The sequence below is a fragment of the Polaribacter aestuariivivens genome, from assembly GCF_005885675.1.
In the GTDB taxonomy this organism is placed as follows: domain Bacteria; phylum Bacteroidota; class Bacteroidia; order Flavobacteriales; family Flavobacteriaceae; genus Polaribacter; species Polaribacter aestuariivivens.
In genome coordinates this window covers 265,823-286,379 of the sequence record NZ_VANR01000003.1, presented here as the reverse complement: position 1 = coordinate 286,379, position 20,557 = coordinate 265,823, and the positions used below count along the sequence as shown (strand labels likewise).

The 20,557-nt window shown below is 30.0% G+C and carries 15 protein-coding genes and 1 tRNA gene; 4 read left to right on the top strand and 12 right to left on the bottom strand.

From position 1 onward, the window contains the following. Window positions 1-77: 77 nt before the first annotated feature. Window positions 78-743, top strand: coding sequence for a LysE family translocator (locus FDT66_RS07270; protein ID WP_138535506.1), 666 nt, complete (start codon window positions 78-80; stop codon window positions 741-743). Window positions 744-908: 165 nt separating this feature from the next. Here FDT66_RS07270 and FDT66_RS07265 read toward each other — a convergent pair whose 3' ends face one another. From FDT66_RS07265 to FDT66_RS07220, 10 genes are all read right to left on the bottom strand, one after another. Further along, the gene (locus tag FDT66_RS07265; protein WP_138535505.1) at window positions 909-2,744 is read right to left on the bottom strand and encodes a M1 family metallopeptidase; all 1,836 of its coding nucleotides are present in this window, start codon (window positions 2,742-2,744) and stop codon (window positions 909-911) included. Between the two features lie 69 nt (window positions 2,745-2,813). Then, window positions 2,814-4,529: a S8 family serine peptidase gene (locus tag FDT66_RS07260; protein ID WP_138535504.1), complete on the bottom strand. Its 1,716-nt coding sequence runs from the start codon at window positions 4,527-4,529 to the stop codon at window positions 2,814-2,816. A 15-nt stretch (window positions 4,530-4,544) separates the two neighbouring features. Then, window positions 4,545-5,387 carry an MBL fold metallo-hydrolase gene (locus tag FDT66_RS07255; protein WP_138535503.1) on the bottom strand — a complete coding sequence of 281 codons (843 nt, stop codon included), beginning with the start codon at window positions 5,385-5,387 and terminating at the stop codon, window positions 4,545-4,547. A 148-nt stretch (window positions 5,388-5,535) separates the two neighbouring features. Beyond that, a complete protein-coding gene (locus tag FDT66_RS07250) occupies window positions 5,536-5,715 on the bottom strand; it encodes a hypothetical protein (protein WP_138535502.1) in 180 nt (59 codons plus the stop codon). A 351-nt stretch (window positions 5,716-6,066) separates the two neighbouring features. Then, a complete protein-coding gene (pbpC, locus tag FDT66_RS07245; protein ID WP_138535501.1) occupies window positions 6,067-8,412 on the bottom strand; it encodes a penicillin-binding protein 1C in 2,346 nt (781 codons plus the stop codon). A gap of 131 nt (window positions 8,413-8,543) precedes the next feature. Next, entirely contained in the window at window positions 8,544-14,096 is a 5,553-nt protein-coding gene (locus FDT66_RS07240) for an alpha-2-macroglobulin family protein (RefSeq protein WP_138535500.1), read from the bottom strand. A gap of 134 nt (window positions 14,097-14,230) precedes the next feature. Continuing rightward, window positions 14,231-14,301: transfer RNA gene (locus tag FDT66_RS07235), tRNA-Cys, on the bottom strand. 59 nt (window positions 14,302-14,360) lie between these two features. After that, on the bottom strand, window positions 14,361-14,717 hold the full coding sequence (gene folB / locus FDT66_RS07230; protein ID WP_138535499.1) for a dihydroneopterin aldolase: 357 nt from the start codon (window positions 14,715-14,717) through the stop codon (window positions 14,361-14,363). Window positions 14,718-14,819: 102 nt separating this feature from the next. Beyond that, complete coding sequence (locus FDT66_RS07225; protein ID WP_138535498.1) at window positions 14,820-15,230, bottom strand: DUF2452 domain-containing protein; 411 nt, start codon at window positions 15,228-15,230, stop codon at window positions 14,820-14,822. Between the two features lie 163 nt (window positions 15,231-15,393). Continuing rightward, a complete protein-coding gene (locus tag FDT66_RS07220; RefSeq protein WP_138535497.1) occupies window positions 15,394-15,609 on the bottom strand; it encodes a zinc ribbon domain-containing protein in 216 nt (71 codons plus the stop codon). A gap of 111 nt (window positions 15,610-15,720) precedes the next feature. Between FDT66_RS07220 and FDT66_RS07215 the strand changes: the two genes are divergently transcribed. From FDT66_RS07215 to FDT66_RS07205, 3 genes are read left to right on the top strand one after another with little or no spacing between them, the layout of a single operon-like run. Further along, window positions 15,721-17,406 (top strand): glutamine--tRNA ligase/YqeY domain fusion protein, encoded by a 1,686-nt coding sequence (locus FDT66_RS07215; RefSeq protein WP_138535496.1) that lies wholly within the window; start codon window positions 15,721-15,723, stop codon window positions 17,404-17,406. Window positions 17,407-17,416: 10 nt separating this feature from the next. Next, window positions 17,417-17,680 (top strand): hypothetical protein, encoded by a 264-nt coding sequence (locus FDT66_RS07210; protein WP_222927911.1) that lies wholly within the window; start codon window positions 17,417-17,419, stop codon window positions 17,678-17,680. 5 nt (window positions 17,681-17,685) lie between these two features. After that, the gene (locus FDT66_RS07205; protein ID WP_138535494.1) at window positions 17,686-18,003 is read left to right on the top strand and encodes a DUF6370 family protein; all 318 of its coding nucleotides are present in this window, start codon (window positions 17,686-17,688) and stop codon (window positions 18,001-18,003) included. A gap of 110 nt (window positions 18,004-18,113) precedes the next feature. Here the strand turns inward: FDT66_RS07205 and FDT66_RS07200 are convergent, their stop codons facing one another. After that, complete coding sequence (locus FDT66_RS07200; RefSeq protein WP_138535493.1) at window positions 18,114-19,154, bottom strand: aldo/keto reductase; 1,041 nt, start codon at window positions 19,152-19,154, stop codon at window positions 18,114-18,116. Window positions 19,155-19,336: 182 nt separating this feature from the next. Beyond that, a complete protein-coding gene (locus tag FDT66_RS07195; protein WP_138535492.1) occupies window positions 19,337-20,524 on the bottom strand; it encodes a phosphoglycerate kinase in 1,188 nt (395 codons plus the stop codon). Window positions 20,525-20,557: the final 33 nt, after the last annotated feature.

Genomic DNA, 20,557 nt, shown 5'->3' with positions numbered 1-20,557 from the left:
TTTATATTTTATTTAAAAAAGGATGGAAAACCCATCCTTTTTTTTACACTTCAATTAAAAAATAGTATTTTTAGGCAATGGATTTTTACGACTTTAAAAATGCTTTCTTTATAGGTTTTTTCATGGCTTTTATGATTGGACCTGTTTTTTTTATGCTTATTCAAACCAGTATTTTAAAAGGCGCAAGAGCCGCAATTGCTTTTGATTTAGGTGTAATTTTAGGTGATGTAAGTTTTATACTAATTGCTTATTACGGAAGTAGATCTTTACTTGAAAAAATAAAAGACGATCCTCGTTTATTTTTTATTGGTGGTTTGGTATTAATCATTTACGGTTTAATTACCTATTTAGATAAATCTAATAAAAAAGAAGCTATTGAAACTTCTAAAATGGTAGATGTTCCTATTAAAAACAATTACCTAAAATTATTTGTAAAAGGTTTTTTCTTAAATTTTATAAATATTGGTGTTCTGGCTTTTTGGTTAGGAACTGTTTTGGTAATTGGACCAACACTAGACATGAATCAAAATGCTATTTTCTCTTATTTTGGTGTAATTTTAATTGGCTACTTTGTAACTGATATTGGTAAAATATTGTTAGCGAAACAACTAAAAAGTAAAATGACTCCCATGGTTGTTTACAAAGTAAAAAAAATAATGGGTATTTTATTAATTGTATTTGGCTTTCTGCTAATGTTAAAAGGATTTATTCCTAACGAAAAAATTGATGAGTTTTTGCATTAAAAACTTATTAAATTAAACTACAATTACTTCATTTTAAAAAACATTATTGTAATATTAGAATTTAAAATCAATCTAGAGATTTTTTAATTAATATATTAATAAAAAAAGACCTCACAGATTTTAAATATCTATGAGGTCTTTTTATATTTCAGAAAAAATCTAATGTTATTTGTAAATGTTATTGTCTAAATTAACATCTTGCATTAATTTACTTTTATCAATTTCAACAGATTTTACAACTTTAGAAGCCTCAAAAGAATACGTTGGCATTGCCCAACCCCAATCTTCTAAAATTGTTGCATTTGTTGGTTTGTTGCCTCTCATCATTCTTAAGGGTATATTAAAACTTTCTGTAGAACCATCTGTATAGGTTACCTCTAAATCAATTGGCATTGGCATTTGACCTATTCTTTCTAAAGTAATTGTTTTTCCATTTACAGATTTTATTCCATAATCAATTGTATGTGTAGTTTGTGTCCATTCATTCAAATACCAATCTAAATGAATTCCAGATACTTTTTCCATAGAACGCTTAACGTCATTTGGTGTTGGATGCTTAAAACTAAAATCGTTAAAGTATTTTTTAAGTCCTTTTGCAACATTTTCTGGTCCAATTACATATTCTAATTGAGATAAAAATAAACTACCTTTTCCATAACTTCCAACACTATAAGCTGCATTTAAATTATATCTATCAGCATGTGTTGTTAAAGGTTCTTCAATATTATTTTTTACTAAATAATTGTAACCTCTATTTGGACCTGCATTAGGGTTTCCATCACCTTTCTTTAAAATTTCGTGTGATGCTTTACTTGAAATGTATGAAGTAAAACCTTCATCCATCCAAGGATGTTTACTTTCATTAGACGCTAATAAAAATTGAAACCAAGTATGCGCCATTTCGTGTGCTGTTACTCCAAAAAGACTTCCAAAGCTTCTTTCTCCGGTAATTAAAGTAGACATTGCATATTCCATACCACCATCACCACCTTGTATTACTGAATATTGCTTGTATGGATATTGACCTACATTTTTAGAAAAATATGCCATTAACTCTGCTGTTGGTTCTTGTAAATCTTTCCAGTTTTTTAAATATTTAGCATCCAAAGTTTTCTTATATAAGAAATGTAAATCTATACCAACAGGCATTCTTAAAATATCATGATTGTAATCTGGATCTGCAGCCCACATAAAATCGTGTACGTTTGGTGCTTTAAAGTGCCATGTTAATTTATTTGTATTCGGAACATTTAAAGGTTTCGATTTATCTTCATAACCATGACCTATTTCTTGAGGGTTTTGTAAATAACCTGTTCCACCAACAACATAATTTCTATCGATTGTTAATTTTACATCAAAATTACCCCAAACTCCATGAAATTCACGAGCAATGTAAGGTGGCGTATGCCAACCTTCAAAATCGTATTCCGCCATTTTTGGATACCATTGAGACATAGAAAGCGCTACACCTTCTTTACTATCTCTTCCAGAACGTCTAATTTGAAGTGGAACTTGTGCGTCGAAATCCATATCAAACGTAACGCTTTCACCAGATTTTATTGGTGTATTTAAGGTAACCTCTAAAATTGTACCTACAGTTTCATAAGAAACAGGAGTTCCGTTTTGTGTTAATGAGTTTACTTTTATGTATCCAATTTCATCTTCATTTAGTTTGCTAATTCTATCTCTAACTCTACCATCTGGATCTTTGATGTTTAATGAACGAACATCCATTTGAGAACCTGGTTGAAAAGCATTAAAGTATAAGTGGTAGTATACTTTGTTTAATTCGTCTGGAGAATTATTTGTGTAAACAGCTTTTTGTACTCCTTTGTATTGGTGCTTTTCAGCATCCATATTTATTTCCATAGCATAATCTATATGCTGTTGCCAATAAGTAGTAAAAGGAGCATCGTTTTTTTGTTGATAACTAACAGCTTTTTTATTGGCACATGAAGCTACAAAAGTGGTTACAAAAACTAAAATTAGAATTTTTTTCATATTTATTTTTGGTTTAATTTGATATAAAAATAAAAAATAGCGATGAGTAAATCGCTATTTCTTATAAAATTATTTTTTTCCGTTTACAATACTATCTGCCATTTTTAAGGCATTGTAGGCATTTACAACCCTACCTGAAACAGATAAATCTGAGAAAGGAACTTTTTCTCCTTCAGGGTTTTGCCTGCTTTGTGAACCTGGTTTTATGACATTGAAATTAATTTTAATTCCTGAGTTCATTAGAATATGTTTTACCTGACTTGCAGATAATTGTGGATAATAAGAACGAACCAAAGCTGCAACCCCTGCAGCAGATGGAGCTGCCATAGATGTTCCACTATTAAAATCGTATTTATCTAATGGCATTGTAGCATAAATATCTACACCTGGTGCAAAAACATCAACGTTTTTCTTTCCGTAGTTAGAAAAAGATGCTGGTAAATTTTCATCATAACTAGCACTCATTGCGCCAACAGTTAAAACATTGTCAGAAATTTCTGTGTTTAAGTCTTCTGAATCATTTGGAAACGTTTTTACTTCATCAATATCATCACCATCATTTCCTGCTGCATTTACAATTAAAACATCATTTTTTGCTGCATATTTAATTGCATCGTAAACCCATTGTTTGTTTGGTGAATATGCTTTACCAAAACTTGTATTAATTACTTTTGCTCCATTATCTACTGCATATCTAATTCCTAAAGCCACATCTTTATCATGTTCATCTCCATCTGGAACAACTCTTACAGCCATAATTTTTACATTATTGGCTACACCATTTACACCTTTTCCGTTATTTCTAGAAGCAGCAACAATACCTGCTACGTGTGTACCATGACTTTCTAGGTCTTTAGAACCTATTACGTTGTTGTTTCCATAAAATTTATCATTAATATCGTATAAATTATCAGGTAAAGATTGACGTGCATTAAAGTCTAAATCGTAACTTTTAGATGCTTCTTTTCCTTTTTTGTAATCCATTAATTGCTTTTTGTAGTTTAGCAGTTCTTGTTCAGAAGCACCTCTACTTAAAAGGTTGGTAATGTCTGCAATTTTTGCTGCCATTTTTGGATCTGTAGGTTTTGCCTTTTTTAAATCGTCAATAGTGTAATTATCTTTACCGATAAAAGCTCTAACGTCTTTAAAATTTTGCTCAATTTGATTGATACGTTCAGCAGTTTGTGCTAAATTGACTAACTCTTGTTTGTGAGCTTCTACAGATTTTGTATATTTTTCTTTTAACTTTAAGTATTGTTCAAATTCAGCTTTATCAGTATCAGCAATTTCTGAAGCTTTTTTATCACCAAATTTATCCATTCCTCTTTTTACAATTCTTGTTAGCTCTAATTGATCTGCATTTACAATTGTTCCGTCTTTGCTTCCTAAAAAATTCCACCCATGAATATCATCAACATATCCATTTTTATCATCATCTATATTGTTTCCAGCAATTTCTTTTGGATTTGTCCATGCAACATCTTTTAAATCTTCATGCTCTACATCAGTTCCAGAATCTGCAATACCTACAATAACTGTTGTTCCTTTTTTATTTTGAACAAATTCGTATGCTTTGGCTATACTCATTCCTGGAATAGAATCTGTTAACAAATCTAAATGACTCCAAGTTTGTCTTTCATTTTCTGAAAACGCTCCTTTTTTTGCAGGTATGTTTATTACATTATCACTACCATTTGGTACTGGAATTGTTGCGATTGATGATTTACAACTTGCAAATAAAATACCAGCAACTGCTGTAAACATTATTGGTTTTAATACTCTCATTTCTCTTTTCTCTTATTAAAATATATCTGTAAATTTATGTGTGTTTTTTAATCTGACTCCTTTTTCTGTATGTTGCACTGTACACAATTCATTCTGTGCATCATGCTCTAAAAAAAGATAGTAATTATTGTCTGCAGCTTCGTTTAAAAAGGCTGCTTTTTCTTTGATTGTTAATAAAGGTCTTGTATCATATCCCATGACATATGGTAAAGGAATGTGGCCAACTGTTGGTAATAAATCTGCCATAAAAACAATGGTTTTACCTTGGTATTTTATTTTTGGCAACATTTGTTTTTCTGTATGACCATCCATAAAAAGTACATCAAAACCAATTTGATCTTTATAATTACTATGTATAAATTCTAATTGTCCGCTTTCTTTTATAGGATTAATGTTTTCTTTTAAAAATGACGCTTTTTCTCTCGGATTTGGTTCTGTAGCCCATTTCCAATGTTTTTGATTAGACCAAAATTTTGCATTTTTAAATGCGGGTTGCAATAATGTTTTTTGATTGTTCCATTCAATTACACCTCCACAATGATCAAAATGCAAATGTGTTAAAAATACATCCGTTATATCATTTCTATGAAAACCATATTTTTTCAATGAAGTGTCTAAAGAAAAATCGCCAAATAAATAATAATAACCAAAAAACTTGTCTGACTGTTTTTCACCTAAACCAGTGTCAATTAAAATAAGTCGGTTTCCATCTTCAATTAGCATGCATCGCATACTCATTTCTATTAAATTATTAGCATCTGCAGGATTGGTTTTTTGCCAGATAGTTTTAGGAACCACACCAAACATTGCACCACCATCTAACTTAAAATTTCCTGTTTCTATAGGATAAATCTTCATTTTATAAAAATTAAAAAAATCATTAAAAACTATTTTAAAAATAATAATTTAATGATTTATAATATCTTAAAATACAAATTTTTAAAAAATTGCATTTCACAAAGATGAAGAATTTATTATAGTTTTCTGTTAAGAAAAATCTAATACTTTAAGATGTATAGCTAGGTTTTTTAGCAGATTTATCAATTTTAATTTTGCTTAAAAGTTTTGTTATTTTTAAAACTGCAAAAACACCAATTGCAAGACCAGTAATAACCATAACCAATTGTAAGTCTAAAAAAGTTTCACTTGTTTGTATTGGGTCTGGTGGTAAAATTTGTAAAGCCATGGTTTTAATATGTTATTTATTCAAATATAATTTTGTTTCGAAAAAATTTCAGTTGTTTTACGACGAATGGTAAAGAACAATCGATTAACAGCGGTTATTTAAAAATAACAGTTTTTAATTGAAACTTTTAATCCTATAAACCAAATGGATTTTTAAAACTAAAATGATAAATAGTGAATTTAACGCATTTAAAAAAGTAGCGTAATTTGCAGAATTTGCATAAGAAGTTTTTAAAAACATTGTATAGGGATTCATGTTTTGTAATTGACAACTATTCTTTATTCAAGAATTTAACGCAATATATAAATATTTAATTAAAAATTAAGAAAAATTTAACTTTTTACAATAATGTTATTGAATTTCAATAGTTTGACTTATTTCGTTTCCTAAATTATCAATTACAGTAAGGGTGTATTTTCCACGTTTTATCGTAGTTGAAAACTCGTGTTTCTGGTAGGTTTTTCCTAAAAAAGTAGTATTTAAATACCAAAATAAACTTGCATTATTGTTGGAATGTGCGACTTTAAAAACCACTTTGTTTTTAATTCCATTAAAATCTTTAGGTAAAAAAATTGTACTTTTTTCTGTTGGGTATATAAATTTCATTACGTTGCTATTTTCTCCCAAACAATCATTTCTAAACTTTGGCAGTGTTTTATAAAACGGATTTTTGTTCTTGTAATAGTATTCCATTAAAGGCGGCAAAACAAACCATGATTTCTGTTTGATATTCTCTAGGTTTTCACAAGAAGTATTTACTTGATATTTTTCTGAAACATTTACATTTACCAGAAAGTGAAAAGGACATGGTGCTGTTTTTAAACCAGCATTTTGAATAAATTGTAGCTTTTTATCTTCGCAAATTTCAGTAGCTCTATATCCACTTTTTGTGCAAATTTTAATTTCTGTCATTTCGTCAAAAGGTGTTGAAAACCATTCTGAATTTGGTAGCTTATCAAAAACATCAAATAAAATAGGTGCTGCAGTTTGTACGCCAACCAAACCTGGTCTTCCTTCACCATCTGCGTTTCCAACCCAAACACCCACTACAAAATCTTTTGTGATGCCAATTGCCCAAGCATCTCTAAAACCAAAACTGGTTCCGGTTTTCCAAGCAATTTGTTTAGACGAATCAAAAAACTCCCAATTTTCTTCGGCATTTGGCCTGTTTACTTCTTTTAAACTTTCGAAAGTGAGGTAAATGGAAGCTGCATCAAAAATATTTTTTTCTGCTGATTTTTTTCCAAAATGGATTTTTTGATCAGCATAAAAAGTAGGTTCTGTAAATTCGTTTGTAAAATATCTGCTTGAATTTTTAGTATAATTATTTACTGTTGATGCCATTGATGCGTAACTTTTGCATAAATCCCAGAGGTTACTTTCTGCACCACCTAAAGCCAAAGTTAATCCGTAATGATTTGCATTTTCATGTAAATTTTTTAATTGTAATTTTTGTAAATAATGATAAAATTTTTCCAAACCAAAACTTTGCAACATCCTTACTGTTGGTACGTTTAAAGATTTTGACAAAGCCAATTTTGCAGAAATTGCCCCTGCATAATTTTTATTAAAATTTTCTGGTTGATAGCTCCCAAAGTTTGTTGGAACATCTGCCACTAACGTATTTGGTAAAATTTCACCTGCATCTAACATTGCAGCGTATAAAAAAGGTTTTAAAATACTTCCTGTACTTCTTGGCTTGTCTATAACATCAACATCTTTTTGGTGTTTTTTGTCTGTTGGTGAATTGCCAACATAACTTAATACTTCTCTTTTTTTTACGTCTAAAACCAAAACAGCAATATTGTAAATTTCATTTTTATTTAAAACATTGTAGTGTTTTTTTACAATTTCATTTGTTTGATTTTGTAGTTTTTTATCAATCGTTGTTTTTACAAATTTCCCTTTATTTGTTTTGTTTATTTTTTGCAATAAATGTGGTGTAATTTGAGGAATTGCATATGCTTTTTGAGGCAATTCTTCAAGAATTGATAATTCATACGTTAAAGAATCTATTACTTTTTTTATAAGTAATTTTTTTAATAACCGATTTCTTTTTGATAATAGTTTATGCTGATTTTTCCCTGGATAAATCAAGTTTGGTGCATTTGGCAATACTGCTAAAGTTGCAGCTTCTGCCCAAGACAAATCTGTAGCTTTTCTATTAAAATACCTCCAAGAAGCCGCATCTAAACCTACAACATTTCCTCCAAAAGGTGCATTTGAACTCCAAAAAGCAATAATTTCTTCTTTACTTGCTCTTATTTCTAAACGAGTTGCTAAGATGAGCTCTTTTAGTTTTTCAAAATACGTTCTATCTCTATTATCTCTACTTAATCTTATTACTTGCTGTGTAATGGTACTTCCTCCTCTTTTAACTTTTCCAGCTTGTAAATTTTGTTTTAAAGCTTTAAAAATTGAAACTGGATTAAATCCAGGATGTTTGTAAAAATGCTCATCTTCAAACTGAATTAAACAGGTTTTGAATTTATTTGGTACACTATCATTATGAGGAAAACGCCACTGACCATCATTTGCAATTAACGCACCTAATAATTGATTGTTTTTACTTGTTATAACTGTTGATGTTGGTTTGGTAAACAACTCTTTTGGCAAACAAAAAGCATAGAATATCAAGAAAACTGCTAGAAATATTGTTTTCTTTTTATGTCGTTTTATGTAGTTTTTGATGTTCAAGCTTTCTATTTTTTTCGAATGTTATTTAGAAATAAGCCTTTTTAGACGATTGAGAAATATTATAATAAAAACTAATTCTTTGAGATTTCTCCTTTCGTTGAAATGAAATTCTTACTTTTAATTCACCTTATTTATTTAATTACTTCAATCCAATTTCCTTTAGTTCTTACTAAATAATCATTGTCATACATCGCTTCTACTTGAATTCCTGGTAAATAATAGTTACCTAAATAAGCTGCATTTAGTAATACTGTAAAGGTTTTTGTTTCTGATGTTCTTCTACCTTTATTTAAATCGAAATAGAAATTTACGCGATCATCTTTAATATCTGTGTAACGTGCTTCACTTTTAGCAGTAGTTCCAAAATCTGTAAAACGTGTATTTACAATTTCCCATCCAGAAGGAAAAATTTGTGTTAATGCAATGTCTTTAACTGTTTCATTTTTGGGATTGCTTACCATAATTTTTGCCACAAAATCTTGTCCTTGTTTTAACTTGTTTACATCAATTGTTTTGCCCTGTAAATCTTTATAATCTATAGAAATACTCAAACCTCTTCTTTCTGAAATTTCATCACCCAATGGTAGTTTTCCTAAGTTTATAACTCTTGCGAAAACAACATTATTTTCGTTGTTTTTAATGCTAATGGAGTTTTTACCATCTGTAATATTTAACTTTCTTTGAATCATGGAAAGCTGAGTTTTTACAGTTTCTGATTTTCCATTATTTGTAAGATTTACTTCAATTGCTTTTCCACCATTTTTTACTACCATTTTGCCAATAGCCATTAAGCTAAAAGCAGTAGTTTGTGTACTCATCCATTGATTACTCGATAAATCTTTTGCGATATCTTTTGCTATCTTTTGAACATTGTTGTGACTTGTAATTAACATCGTTTCTAAAGCCATGGCTTTATTTCTTGTTGTAGAACCATAACTGTAAGAATAGTAACCAGAAAAGCTTAAACTGGCTTTTTCCATAATTTTTGTACTAGCTTCTTTTTGACCAACTAAGGCATAAGCAGCTGCCAAACGCCATTTTGCTTCATTGGAAATTTGCTTAAATTCACGCAATCTGTTCATCGCAGATAAATCTGCACTTCCTGCTAAAGCCAAGGTGTATAATCTGTAAGCCTGCGATAAATCTCTTGAATAATTGCTGTAATTTGGACGCCAACTTCTTGCAGCATTTTTTTGATATTTTATAAAATTACTCTTAAAAGTTAATGGTAAAACAAAGCCTTTTTTCTCAGCCTCTAGCATAAAATGGCCAGCATATGTGGTTCCCCAATCATCAACATAATTTTCTCCAATCCAATAACTTAAACCACCATTTGCTTTTTGAAAATTACCCAATCTTTTTATTCCGTTTTCTATATTTTTTTGAATTTCTCTTTTCTTTTTTGATGTTAAATCGAAAATATCATTTAAAAATAATTGAGGAAAAACACTAGAAGTTGTTTGCTCCACACAACCATGAGGATATTGAATTAAATATTGCAGCCTGCCTGTAAAGTTTATTTGTGGAATGGTAGATAGTTCTAAAATTGCTTGATTAGATCCTTTTACCCCAAACGTATTAAAATTGATAGTTTCTGCTTGTTTCTTTTTTATACTTTTATCAATAATTTTTGATGTTATTGGGTTTGGATTTAAAACATCTAACTCAACTTTATAGGTTGCTTTCTCTCCATTTCCAGATGCAATAACCTCAACAGTATTCATGCCATTAGCATTTAAAACATCTAATTGAAAATACACCATTTTTTCATCTGGTTTATCAAAATTAATGGCTTTTGTTTTATTGCCAATAACTGAAATACCGTTGGAAGTTTTTACTTGAACATTTACATTTTTTACTTTTTTATCCATGGCAAAAACGGTAATTGGAAGCGTAACTTTTTCTTTTGGTGACAATTTTCTTGGCAATGTTGCCAATACCATCAAAGGTTTTTTAACAGGAACCGCTTTTTCTATATTTCCAAAAGCTTCTTTACGAACATCACCAGCAATTACCATTGTTCTAACAGAACCAATATAATTTGGTAAGGTAATTTTGTGCGTTTTTGTAGTTCCTTTTTCTAATTGAAATGGTCCTAAATATTTTACAACAGGTTTAAATCTGTTAGCTTTTTGGTTTTTTCCTTTGGCAATGTTTCCATCTCCACCAATGGCAAAAACCTGATCTATACTTCCTGAATAAGCACCGATTACATCGTCAAAAATATCCCAGGTTTTTACACCTAAAGCTTCTCTTGCATAAAAATAGCTATGTGCATTTGGAGTTTTAAACCTTGTTAAATCAAGCAAACCTTCTTCAACAACAGCTAAAGTATATGTCATTTCTTTATTGTTTTTTTCAGAAATTTTTACTGTAAATTCTTTTTGTGGTTGAAGTTCATTTGGCATAGAAATTTGCGGTTGTAATATGGTATTTTTGTCTTCTATCATAAGAGGAATTACCCCAAACAAACGAATTGGTAAGTCGTTTTCTGTAACTTGATGTGGTTGTAATAATGAAATATTTACAAACACGTTTGGAGCCATATTTTTCTTAATAGGAATTTCTACAGAAGTAGTACCTTTTTGAGTTGCAACCCATTTTGTTTCTAAAACTTTTGTACCATTTTCTATACTAATTAGTGCATTCCCTTTGCTTCCTGAAGGAAAAGTGATTTTTGCAGTTTCACCAACATTGTATTTTTCTTTGTCTGCAGAAAATACCAACATTTTTGCAGCTTCCTTATTTGCAGAACCAGTATTTTGCCACCAGTTTTTATAAAAATAGGCAGTTCTACCTGTTGCGTGACCACTTTTTTTATCTATCACTCGTATTAGAAACCTACCTCTGTCTTTTTCTGGAATATTTAAATTAAAACTTCCTTTTCCTTTAGAGTTTGTAGTAATTTTTAATTTTTTATAAGCTTTATTGTAAGTACTTGATGTATACCTTGATAAATTGTCTTCAGATGAACTCCACCACCAACGCCATTCGATTTTATGTATTTCTACTTCTAAATTTCTATTGGACAATACATTGCCTTTGTCATCTAATGAAACTACAGAAAACGTTTTGTTTTCATCAGTAAAAAATGAGCCATATCTATTTCCTTTTGGTGATTTTAGACCAACAAAAGAATTAAAAGGTGCGTACTTTTTAGTGAAAGCATCTATGGAAAAATCGCCCCCATTTTCGAATGCTCTTACCAAAAATTGTATGTTTAACATTCCTGGAGCATTTTTACCAATTTTTAAAGTATTGCTTATTTTTGCTGTTCCATTTGCATCTAATTTTCCTTCAAAAATATTAGTTTCTTCCATTGAAAAATTTCTTGATGGATCTGAAAAAATATAATTTCCAAAATTTTTAAAACTGTAATTTGTTGCCGAAACTTTTGCTTTTACCTCTACTTTTAATTTTTTTGCAGGTGTACCATGTAACCATTTTATCTCTAAATTTCCATTAACTGGTTTTGAACTTGATAAAATATCATCCTCAAAATTTACCTTTATTTTCAACCTATTTGGTTTAACGGTTTCAACCTTTAAAGTTTTATAAAACTTGGCACCACCAACAGTAACTTTTGCTTGGTAATTTCCTGTTTTTGCCTCCTGTGAAGTAGTGACTGTAAATTTGTAAAACTTGTTTAAATTTTCCGCAGTTACTGTTTTATAAATTAACTTTCCACTTGGGTCTGTTACTTCTAATTTTACAGGATGATTATTTGGTAATTTATTTGCTGCATCATTTAAAATAAATGTTAAATGAATGGAATCTCCTGGTCTCCAAACACCACGCTCTCCATATAAATAACCTTTTAAACCTTTTTGAGTTTTGCTTCCAGAAACATCGAACTTGCTTAGGGACAAAGAGTTTCCATCAAACAACTTTATGTAACCTACATTATTATCTTTAGAAACTACTGCAAATGCTGCGTTTTTAGCGCTTTTAATGTTTACAAAACCTTGTGTATTTGTTCTACTTGATAAAATTTCTTGTTGCTGAAAATTGTATAATTTTACTATTGCACCAATAATAGGTTTTGTAGTTAAAATGTTAGTTACTGCTAAAAAATAATCATCATTTGTTCCTTTTTTAGCAATAATACCTATGTTTGATGCCAATAAGTTTTGTGAAATTTCTTTATAGTTATAGTAAGAATTTTTACAAGGGTTTTCTCTATCTCTCCAATTATAGTTTCTGTTTTTATAACTATATAGTTTATTGTCCCAATACAATTCTTCTCTTTCGTCTTCATTTTCTACCTCGCTTAAAGTGTTATATTCTTCGTAATAATCGTCCTCAAAATCATCATAATTTTCATTGTTTGAACTATCGTCTTCACATTCATAAAAAGTTTGATTTTTATTGAAACTTAATTCGATTCTGTAAATAGCACCAGATTCTGTTGCTATCATTTTAGCGATATCTATGCTATAAGCTTTCCAATTTTGCGTGTTGTTTTCTTTACTATCAATTAAAGTAATGGTTTCTTTTGCGACTCTACGCCCTACTCTTTTTACAGTATAATCGTTATTACTATTTAAATTATTTTCTTGTAAAAATTGTAATACGTTGTTTTCGTAAATTTTTATAATTCTAACATCTACGGCTTTTACATTTATTGCTTCAAAATTGAACTTTAAATTGTTAGAGTTTGGTAAAATTGTTCCATTAGAAATGGCCCTAATTTGTGGTTTTTTCTGTTCAAAAGTAATTGTTTCTGTAAAGTTTGATTTCAGTTTATATCCATGGGCGTTTACTATACCTTCAAAAACAGAAACTAAAATATTTTCTTTAAAATTTTTATCAGTATATATTTTTAATTCATTTCCATTAACTACAAATTGCGGTTTATTTACATTTTGAATTGTTACTAAGCCATCAAAATTTTGCTGCTTTTTTAGTGCGTCTGAAAAATTAATTGAAATGTATTGTTGTGAAGTATTTACAACACTTACATTTAAAACTTTAAAATTATTTTTACCGGGAATTAACAATTCATTTTCTCCTTCTGATTCAGCATTTATTGGTTTTCCATTCCATGAAATTTTTAGTTTACTATCTTCTTCAAAACGTTGAATACTGTCAATTTTAAATTCAAAAACCTTGCTTTTTTTGAAAGATTCATTCCAAACAATATTTTTTGATATTTCTTTTTGGGAGGCTTTTAAAAGTTTTTTAGCATTGTCTAAAGAAATTATATCTGCAGATTTTACAACACCTTGTAAATATTGATATGTTTTTGAATACGATTGTAAATTATTTATTTGGACATTAAAATTTGGTTTTATTGTTTTAAATTGAAATGTGTAATTTTCAAATTTTGCTGGAATATTTTTATAAATTTTATTAAGTTTTACAGATACAGTATAAGCTTTGTCTGATTCTAAATTTTCATCAGGAATAAAAATAAATGCATGTTTATTAACGGTTTTTATTTTTCCGTTTACAAAAGGTTTTATAGATAAAATATCGGAAGATATTTCCTGGTTTGGTTCCCAACTTTCTACTTCTTTAGCAAGGTTTATTTTAATGTTACCTGCAACAGAAGTAACTCCAGATGTTGTATAACTTATATATTCTTTAAACTTGAAAATGTTACTTGTTTTTATTTCTTCTTTATTACAAGAAAAAATGAATAAAAAAAGAACGAAAGCTGTGAGTAATTTGTTTGTTTTCATAGTCATAGAATTTATAAATACAACTCAAAAATAATGATTTAAGTATTCTAAGAACTACACAATGAGAATTAGTAAAGCTTTTTTTAGAATTCGTTTGAAATAAAAAAACCGCAATCTAAAGATTACGGTTTTTGAGGTGTCTAGCGGATTCGAACCGCTGTACATGGTTTTGCAAACCATTGCCTAGCCACTCGGCCAAGACACCTTTTATAATTGGATTGCAAATTTACGCAAATTTACAAGTATTACAAGTATTTTTTTATGTTATCGCTTTTTTGTGAGAATTATAACAACTTCTTCTACATTTCCGCCAATTGGTGGGTTTATTTTGGAGACTGAAACTGTTGCCCTTCGAATCATTCTAATTTCTCGGAAAAAACGATCTAAAATTCGTTGTGCAACATGTTCTAATAACTCAGAACGAATGGCCATTTCTTCTTTTACAATTTGGTTTAGATGAACATAATCTACAGTATCTGCTAAATTATCTGTTTTTGCAGATTTTTTTAAACTTGCTTTTACCTCAACATCTACTCTATATTCGCTACCAATTTTTTCTTCTTCACTCAAACAACCGTGATTTGCAAATAATTTTATGTTGTTTACTTTTATGATTCCCATAATTATTAATTTGTCAGTTCGAGTGTTGTTGAGAACTGATTACTTATTTTAAATTCTAAAACCTTTCGACTGCGCTCAAAGTGACATTTTTTATGCCTAATTTTACGATTCTATTTTCTCCCACATTTTATCTGTATTTAATCTGAATGATCCTAAATACTCAAAACTACATTGTGAAGGTTCAATTATAGACAAAAATGGCTCACCGTTCTTGTTATTGTATAAATGATAGTTTTCTCCAAAAATTGGTTCGAAACTAAATTTTGCGTTGTAAATTAAATCGTTATACTGAAACTTTTCCATTAAAGATTCATACTCTTTTTTAACCTCGTCAAATTTCGATTTTAATTGCTTGTTCACTCTCTGAATTCCATCGTTTTTCCAACTTGCCGTATTTAGCGGTTTAATTACTGGCGAACTTGACGAAGTTCCATAAGGTTTTATAGAAGCATCATATTTTTGCGTTTCCTCATTAAAAACGACTAAATCTGGTTTTTTTGCATCATCTTTCATACGTTACAAAAATACAACAATAAATAAGTAGTAAAACTTCCTTTTAGAAAACTTTAACTGGTAAAAATGCCTGCGTTAGCGATTGAAATGGCATCCTTTTTATTTCTTTTTTGAAATAAAAAGATACAATGGAAAGCGCGACCTGAAAGGGAACGCCCAAAAATTAATTGGTGAAAAAGTCGAAAACGTTACTTATTGCACTTGTTTTGGTTTTGTAAAACTCTGTATATGTACAACGTTCGCAGGTTACGCTAGTGAATTTCTGATTTTGAATATCAAAAATTTTTGACAAAGTACCTCCTGTTGCACGCATTTGACCCAATTTATAGGTTTTTGAGTTGCATTTTGGGCAGGTATAATTTCTAATTTGATCGCTCATAATTTATAGTGTTTATTTATTAGTTGCTGAAAATACATTTTTGTTACAAGATAGTAAATTGCTGTATAATATTTTATGTAATTTTGTATCTTAATTTTTTCAAATAAAACGATGTCTGAAGAGAAAAAATCGCTCAATTTTTTAGAGCAAATTATTGAAGAGGATTTGGCAAATGGAATGCCAAAAGAGAATTTACGTTTCCGTTTTCCGCCAGAACCAAATGGATATTTACATATTGGTCATACAAAAGCAATTGGTATTAGTTTTGGTTTAGGGCAAAAATACAATGCACCTGTAAATTTGCGTTTTGATGATACAAACCCAGCAAAAGAAGAGCAGGAATATGTAGATGCAATTAAAGAAGATATTTCTTGGTTAGGTTACAAATGGGCAGAAGAAAGGTATTCATCTGATTATTTTCAGCAATTGTATGATTGGGCAGTTTTATTGATTAAAGATGAAAAAGCGTATGTAGATTCGCAAACATCTGAAGAAATGCGTGAGCAGAAAGGAACACCAACTCAAGTGGGTACAAATAGTCCTTTTCGCAATCGTTCTGTGGAAGAAAACTTGGATTTATTTCAAGGAATGAAAGATGGAAAATTTAAAGAAGGAGAACATACTTTGCGCGCAAAAATAGATATGGCAAGTGATAATATGTTAATGCGAGACCCATTAATGTATAGAATTATGTACAAAGCACACCATAGAACTGGTACAGATTGGTGTATTTATCCAATGTACGACTGGACACATGGAGAGAGTGATTACATAGAACAAATATCACACTCTTTATGCTCTTTAGAGTTCAAACCTCATAGAGAGTTGTACAATTGGTTTCGCGATAATGTTTATAAATATAGTAAAAACACTTATCCAAATCCGCCAAAACAACGTGAGTTTTCTCGTTTGAATTTGAGTTACACCATTATGAGTAAACGTAAATTGTTAACTCTGGTTGAGAAAGGAATTGTTGCTGGTTGGGACGACCCAAGAATGCCAACAATTTCTGGTTTAAGAAGACGTGGTTACACTCCTGCATCTATTAGAAGTTTTGTAGAAACAGTTGGAGTTTCTAAACGTGAAAACGTGATTGATGTTGCACTTCTAGAATTTAAAATTCGTGAAGACTTAAACAAAACAGCCAACAGAGTTATGGCAGTTTTAGATCCTGTGAAAGTGGTAATTACCAATTATCCTGAAGGAAAAGAGGAAATGCTTTCCGCAGAAAATAATCAAGAAGATGAATCTGCTGGTTTTAGAGAAGTACCTTTTTCGAGAGAAATTTACATTGAGCGTGAAGATTTTAGAGAAGAAGCAAATAAGAAATTTTTCCGTTTGAAATTAGGAAAAGAAGTACGTTTAAAAAATGCCTATTTTATTACTGCCAATAGTTGTACAAAAGATGCTGATGGAAATATTACTGAAATACAATGTACCTATGACCCATTAACAAAATCGGGAAGTGGCACTCCAGAAAGCATGCGTAAAGTAAAAGGAACACTGCACTGGGTTTCTGTAAAACATGCTATTAATGCTGAAGTAAGAGCCTATGACAGATTGTTTTTAGACGAAGCACCAGATTCGCACAAAGACAAAGATTATATGGAGTTTATAAATCCGAATTCATTAGAAATAATCAATGCTTTTGTAGAACCGAGTTTGCAAACTGCAAAAATTGGTGAGCGTTTTCAGTTTCAACGTTTGGGCTATTTTAATGTGGATGATGATGCTACAGCAGATAAATTAGTTTTTAATAAAACTGTTGGTTTAAGAGATTCTTGGGGAGGGAAATAATAAAGTTAAAATGACTCCAGAGTATTTGAAAAGAAAAACTACAGCTGAACTTAAAAAAGAGTACAAATCGACCAAAGTAGTTTTAAAAGGGCTCATATTATTTTTAATAGCTTTAATTAGTTATGCTATTTATGGATTATTAAAAAAAGATGATAATGTTGTTTTCTTTTCAATTTTATTTGTTGGCATTTTCTGTTTAAGCACATTGCCTTATCAAATAAAATTTATGAAAAAAATAAAAGAAGAAATTAAAAAAAGACACAATTTAAAATAATTTTTATGAAGAATATATTATTGTTATCGGTATTACTATTTATTTTTTCGTGTGGGAATAAGAAAGAAGTAACACAAGTTGCAGAAATTTCATGTGGACAATGTAAATTCGATTTAGATTCTGAAGATGGCTGTAGTTTAGCAGTTCGTTTAGAAGATAAAGCGTATTTTGTTGATGGTTTTGGAATTGATGATTTTGGAGATGCTCACGACGAAAAAATTGGTTTTTGTAATGTAATTCGTAAAGGAGAAATTACTGGAAAAGTTGTTGATGGAAGATTTGTTGCAAGTTCTTTGAAGTTGATTGATGCTGAACAGAAATAAACAATTTCTGGAAACAAAAGAATTAGAATATAAAAAAAATCCGATGAAAATTTAAATTTTCATCGGATTTTTTATGACTGCCAACTGAATACTGTATAACTGCTACTAAATTAAGGTGCTGGATTCGGAATATCTTTATGAACTTCTTCAATTTCTTTTAAAGTTTCTTCGGATAAATCGATATTTATAGAATTGATATTTTCTTTTAATTGATTCATTTTTGTAGCTCCAATAATATTACTAGTTACAAAAGGCAATTGGTTGATGAACGCCAAAGACATTTCCGATAATGTAATTCCTGCTTTTTTAGCAATTGCTTCGTATCTTTTTACAGCTTCCAAAGACCCATCACCCATATAACGTGCTACAAAACGCGGAAATAACGTTCCTCTTGCGCCTTCTGGTTTATTTCCATCTAAATATTTTCCAGACAAAACTCCTTGTGCCAAAGGAGAGTATGCTAACAAACCAATATCTTCTCTCAGAGAAACTTCGCTCATACCAACTTCATAACCTCTATGAATCATAGAATATGAGTTTTGAATGGTTACTGGTCTTGCTAAATTATTTACTGCTGCAGTTTGCAAATATTTCATTGTTCCCCAAGGAGTTTCGTTAGACAAACCATATTGTCTTATTTTTCCTTCTTGAATTAAATCATTTAAAGTTTGAATAATTTCTAAATAATTTTCAGTTGCATCTTTTGCAGCATCTGTTGGAAAATCTCTTGTTCCGAAAACGTTTACACCTCTATTTGGCCAATGTAATTGATACAAATCAATATAATCTGTCTGTAAACGTTTTAAACTACCTTCAATTGCTTCTTTGATGTTTTTCTTATTCAAACCACCTTCTCTAATGTGCTTTGTATAATCTCCACCACCAGCAATTTTACTTGCCAAAACTACTTTATCTCTATTTCCTGATTTTTTAAACCAATTCCCGATAATTTTTTCTGTTGCACCATAGGTTTCTGGAGATGCAGGAACTGAATATAACTCAGCAGTATCAAAGAAATTAACCCCTTGTTCTAAAGCATAATCCATTTGTTCAAAACCATCTTCTTGGGTGTTTTGGTTTCCCCAAGTCATGGTTCCTAAACATATTTTACTAACTTTTATATCGGTATTTGGTAGTTTTGTGTATTTCATTTTGTCGCGTAATGGTTTATTTGTTTAATCGTGTAACTGTTTTTAAACTGATTGCTAAATTAAAACTTATGTGTATGAAAAACAATAAGCGTATAATTTTAAAAATTATACGCTTATAAGAATATGTTATAATTGAGTTCTCGACTGAACAAGAACAACAAATCAAATAAATTTTGAGAATCTTATTTTAAAATTGCCTCAATTCCTGGTAAACTTTTTCCTTCTAACATCTCTAACATAGCACCTCCACCAGTTGAAACATAGCTTACTTTATCTGCAAAACCAAATTGTTTAACAGCTGCAACAGAATCTCCACCTCCAACTAAAGAAAATGCACCGTTTTTTGTTGCTTTGTCTATAGAATGACCTAATGCAATGGTTCCTGCAGCAAAAGATTCCATTTCAAAAACACCCAAAGGTCCGTTCCATAAAATGGTTTTACACTTGTTTACAACCTCATCAAAAATTTCTCTTGATTTTGGTCCAGCATCTACACCTTCCCAACCATCAGGAATACTATCTATATCACAAACTTGTGTATTTGCATCGTTCGAAAAATCGTCAGCAGCAACAACATCCACAGGAATATGAACTTCTACTCCTTTTTCTTTTGCCTGCTTTAAAATATCTAATGCCAAGTCTTGTTTGTCATCTTCACAAATAGAATTTCCTATTTTACCACCTTTTGCTTTTATAAACGTAAAGCTCATTCCACCTCCAATAATTAAATGGTCTACTTTGTCTAAAATATTTTCGATTACTGTAATTTTAGATGATACTTTTGCACCTCCTAAAATTGCCAATACTGGTTTTTCTGAATTGTTTAAAACCTTATCTATACTTTCTATTTCTCTTGCTAATAAATTTCCGAAACATTTATTTTCTTCGAAAAATTGTGCGATGATTGTTGTAGATGCATGAGCTCTGTGAGCTGTTCCAAAGGCATCATTTACATAAATATCTCCGAATTTAGATAATTTTTCTGCAAATGCTACATCACCTTTTGTTTCTTCTGCATAAAAACGAAGATTTTCTAATAATAAAATTTCACCTGACTCTAAATTAGCTACAGCATCTTCAACTTTGCTTCCAACACAATCTTCTACAAATTTCACTTTGCAACCAATAATATCTGTTACAGATTTTACAATATGCTTTAAAGAAAATTCGTCTTGAAAACCTTTTGGACGACCTAAATGAGACATTAAAACACAACTTCCTCCTTGTTCTAAAATATCGATTATTGTTGATTTAGCTGCTTGAATTCTGGTAGTATCTGTTACTTCAAATTTATCGTTTAAAGGCACATTAAAATCTACACGAATAATCGCTTTTTTATTTTCGAAATTAAAATCTTTTAGTGTTTTCATTTTTGGTATTTTCTATTTTTAACAAAAATACCT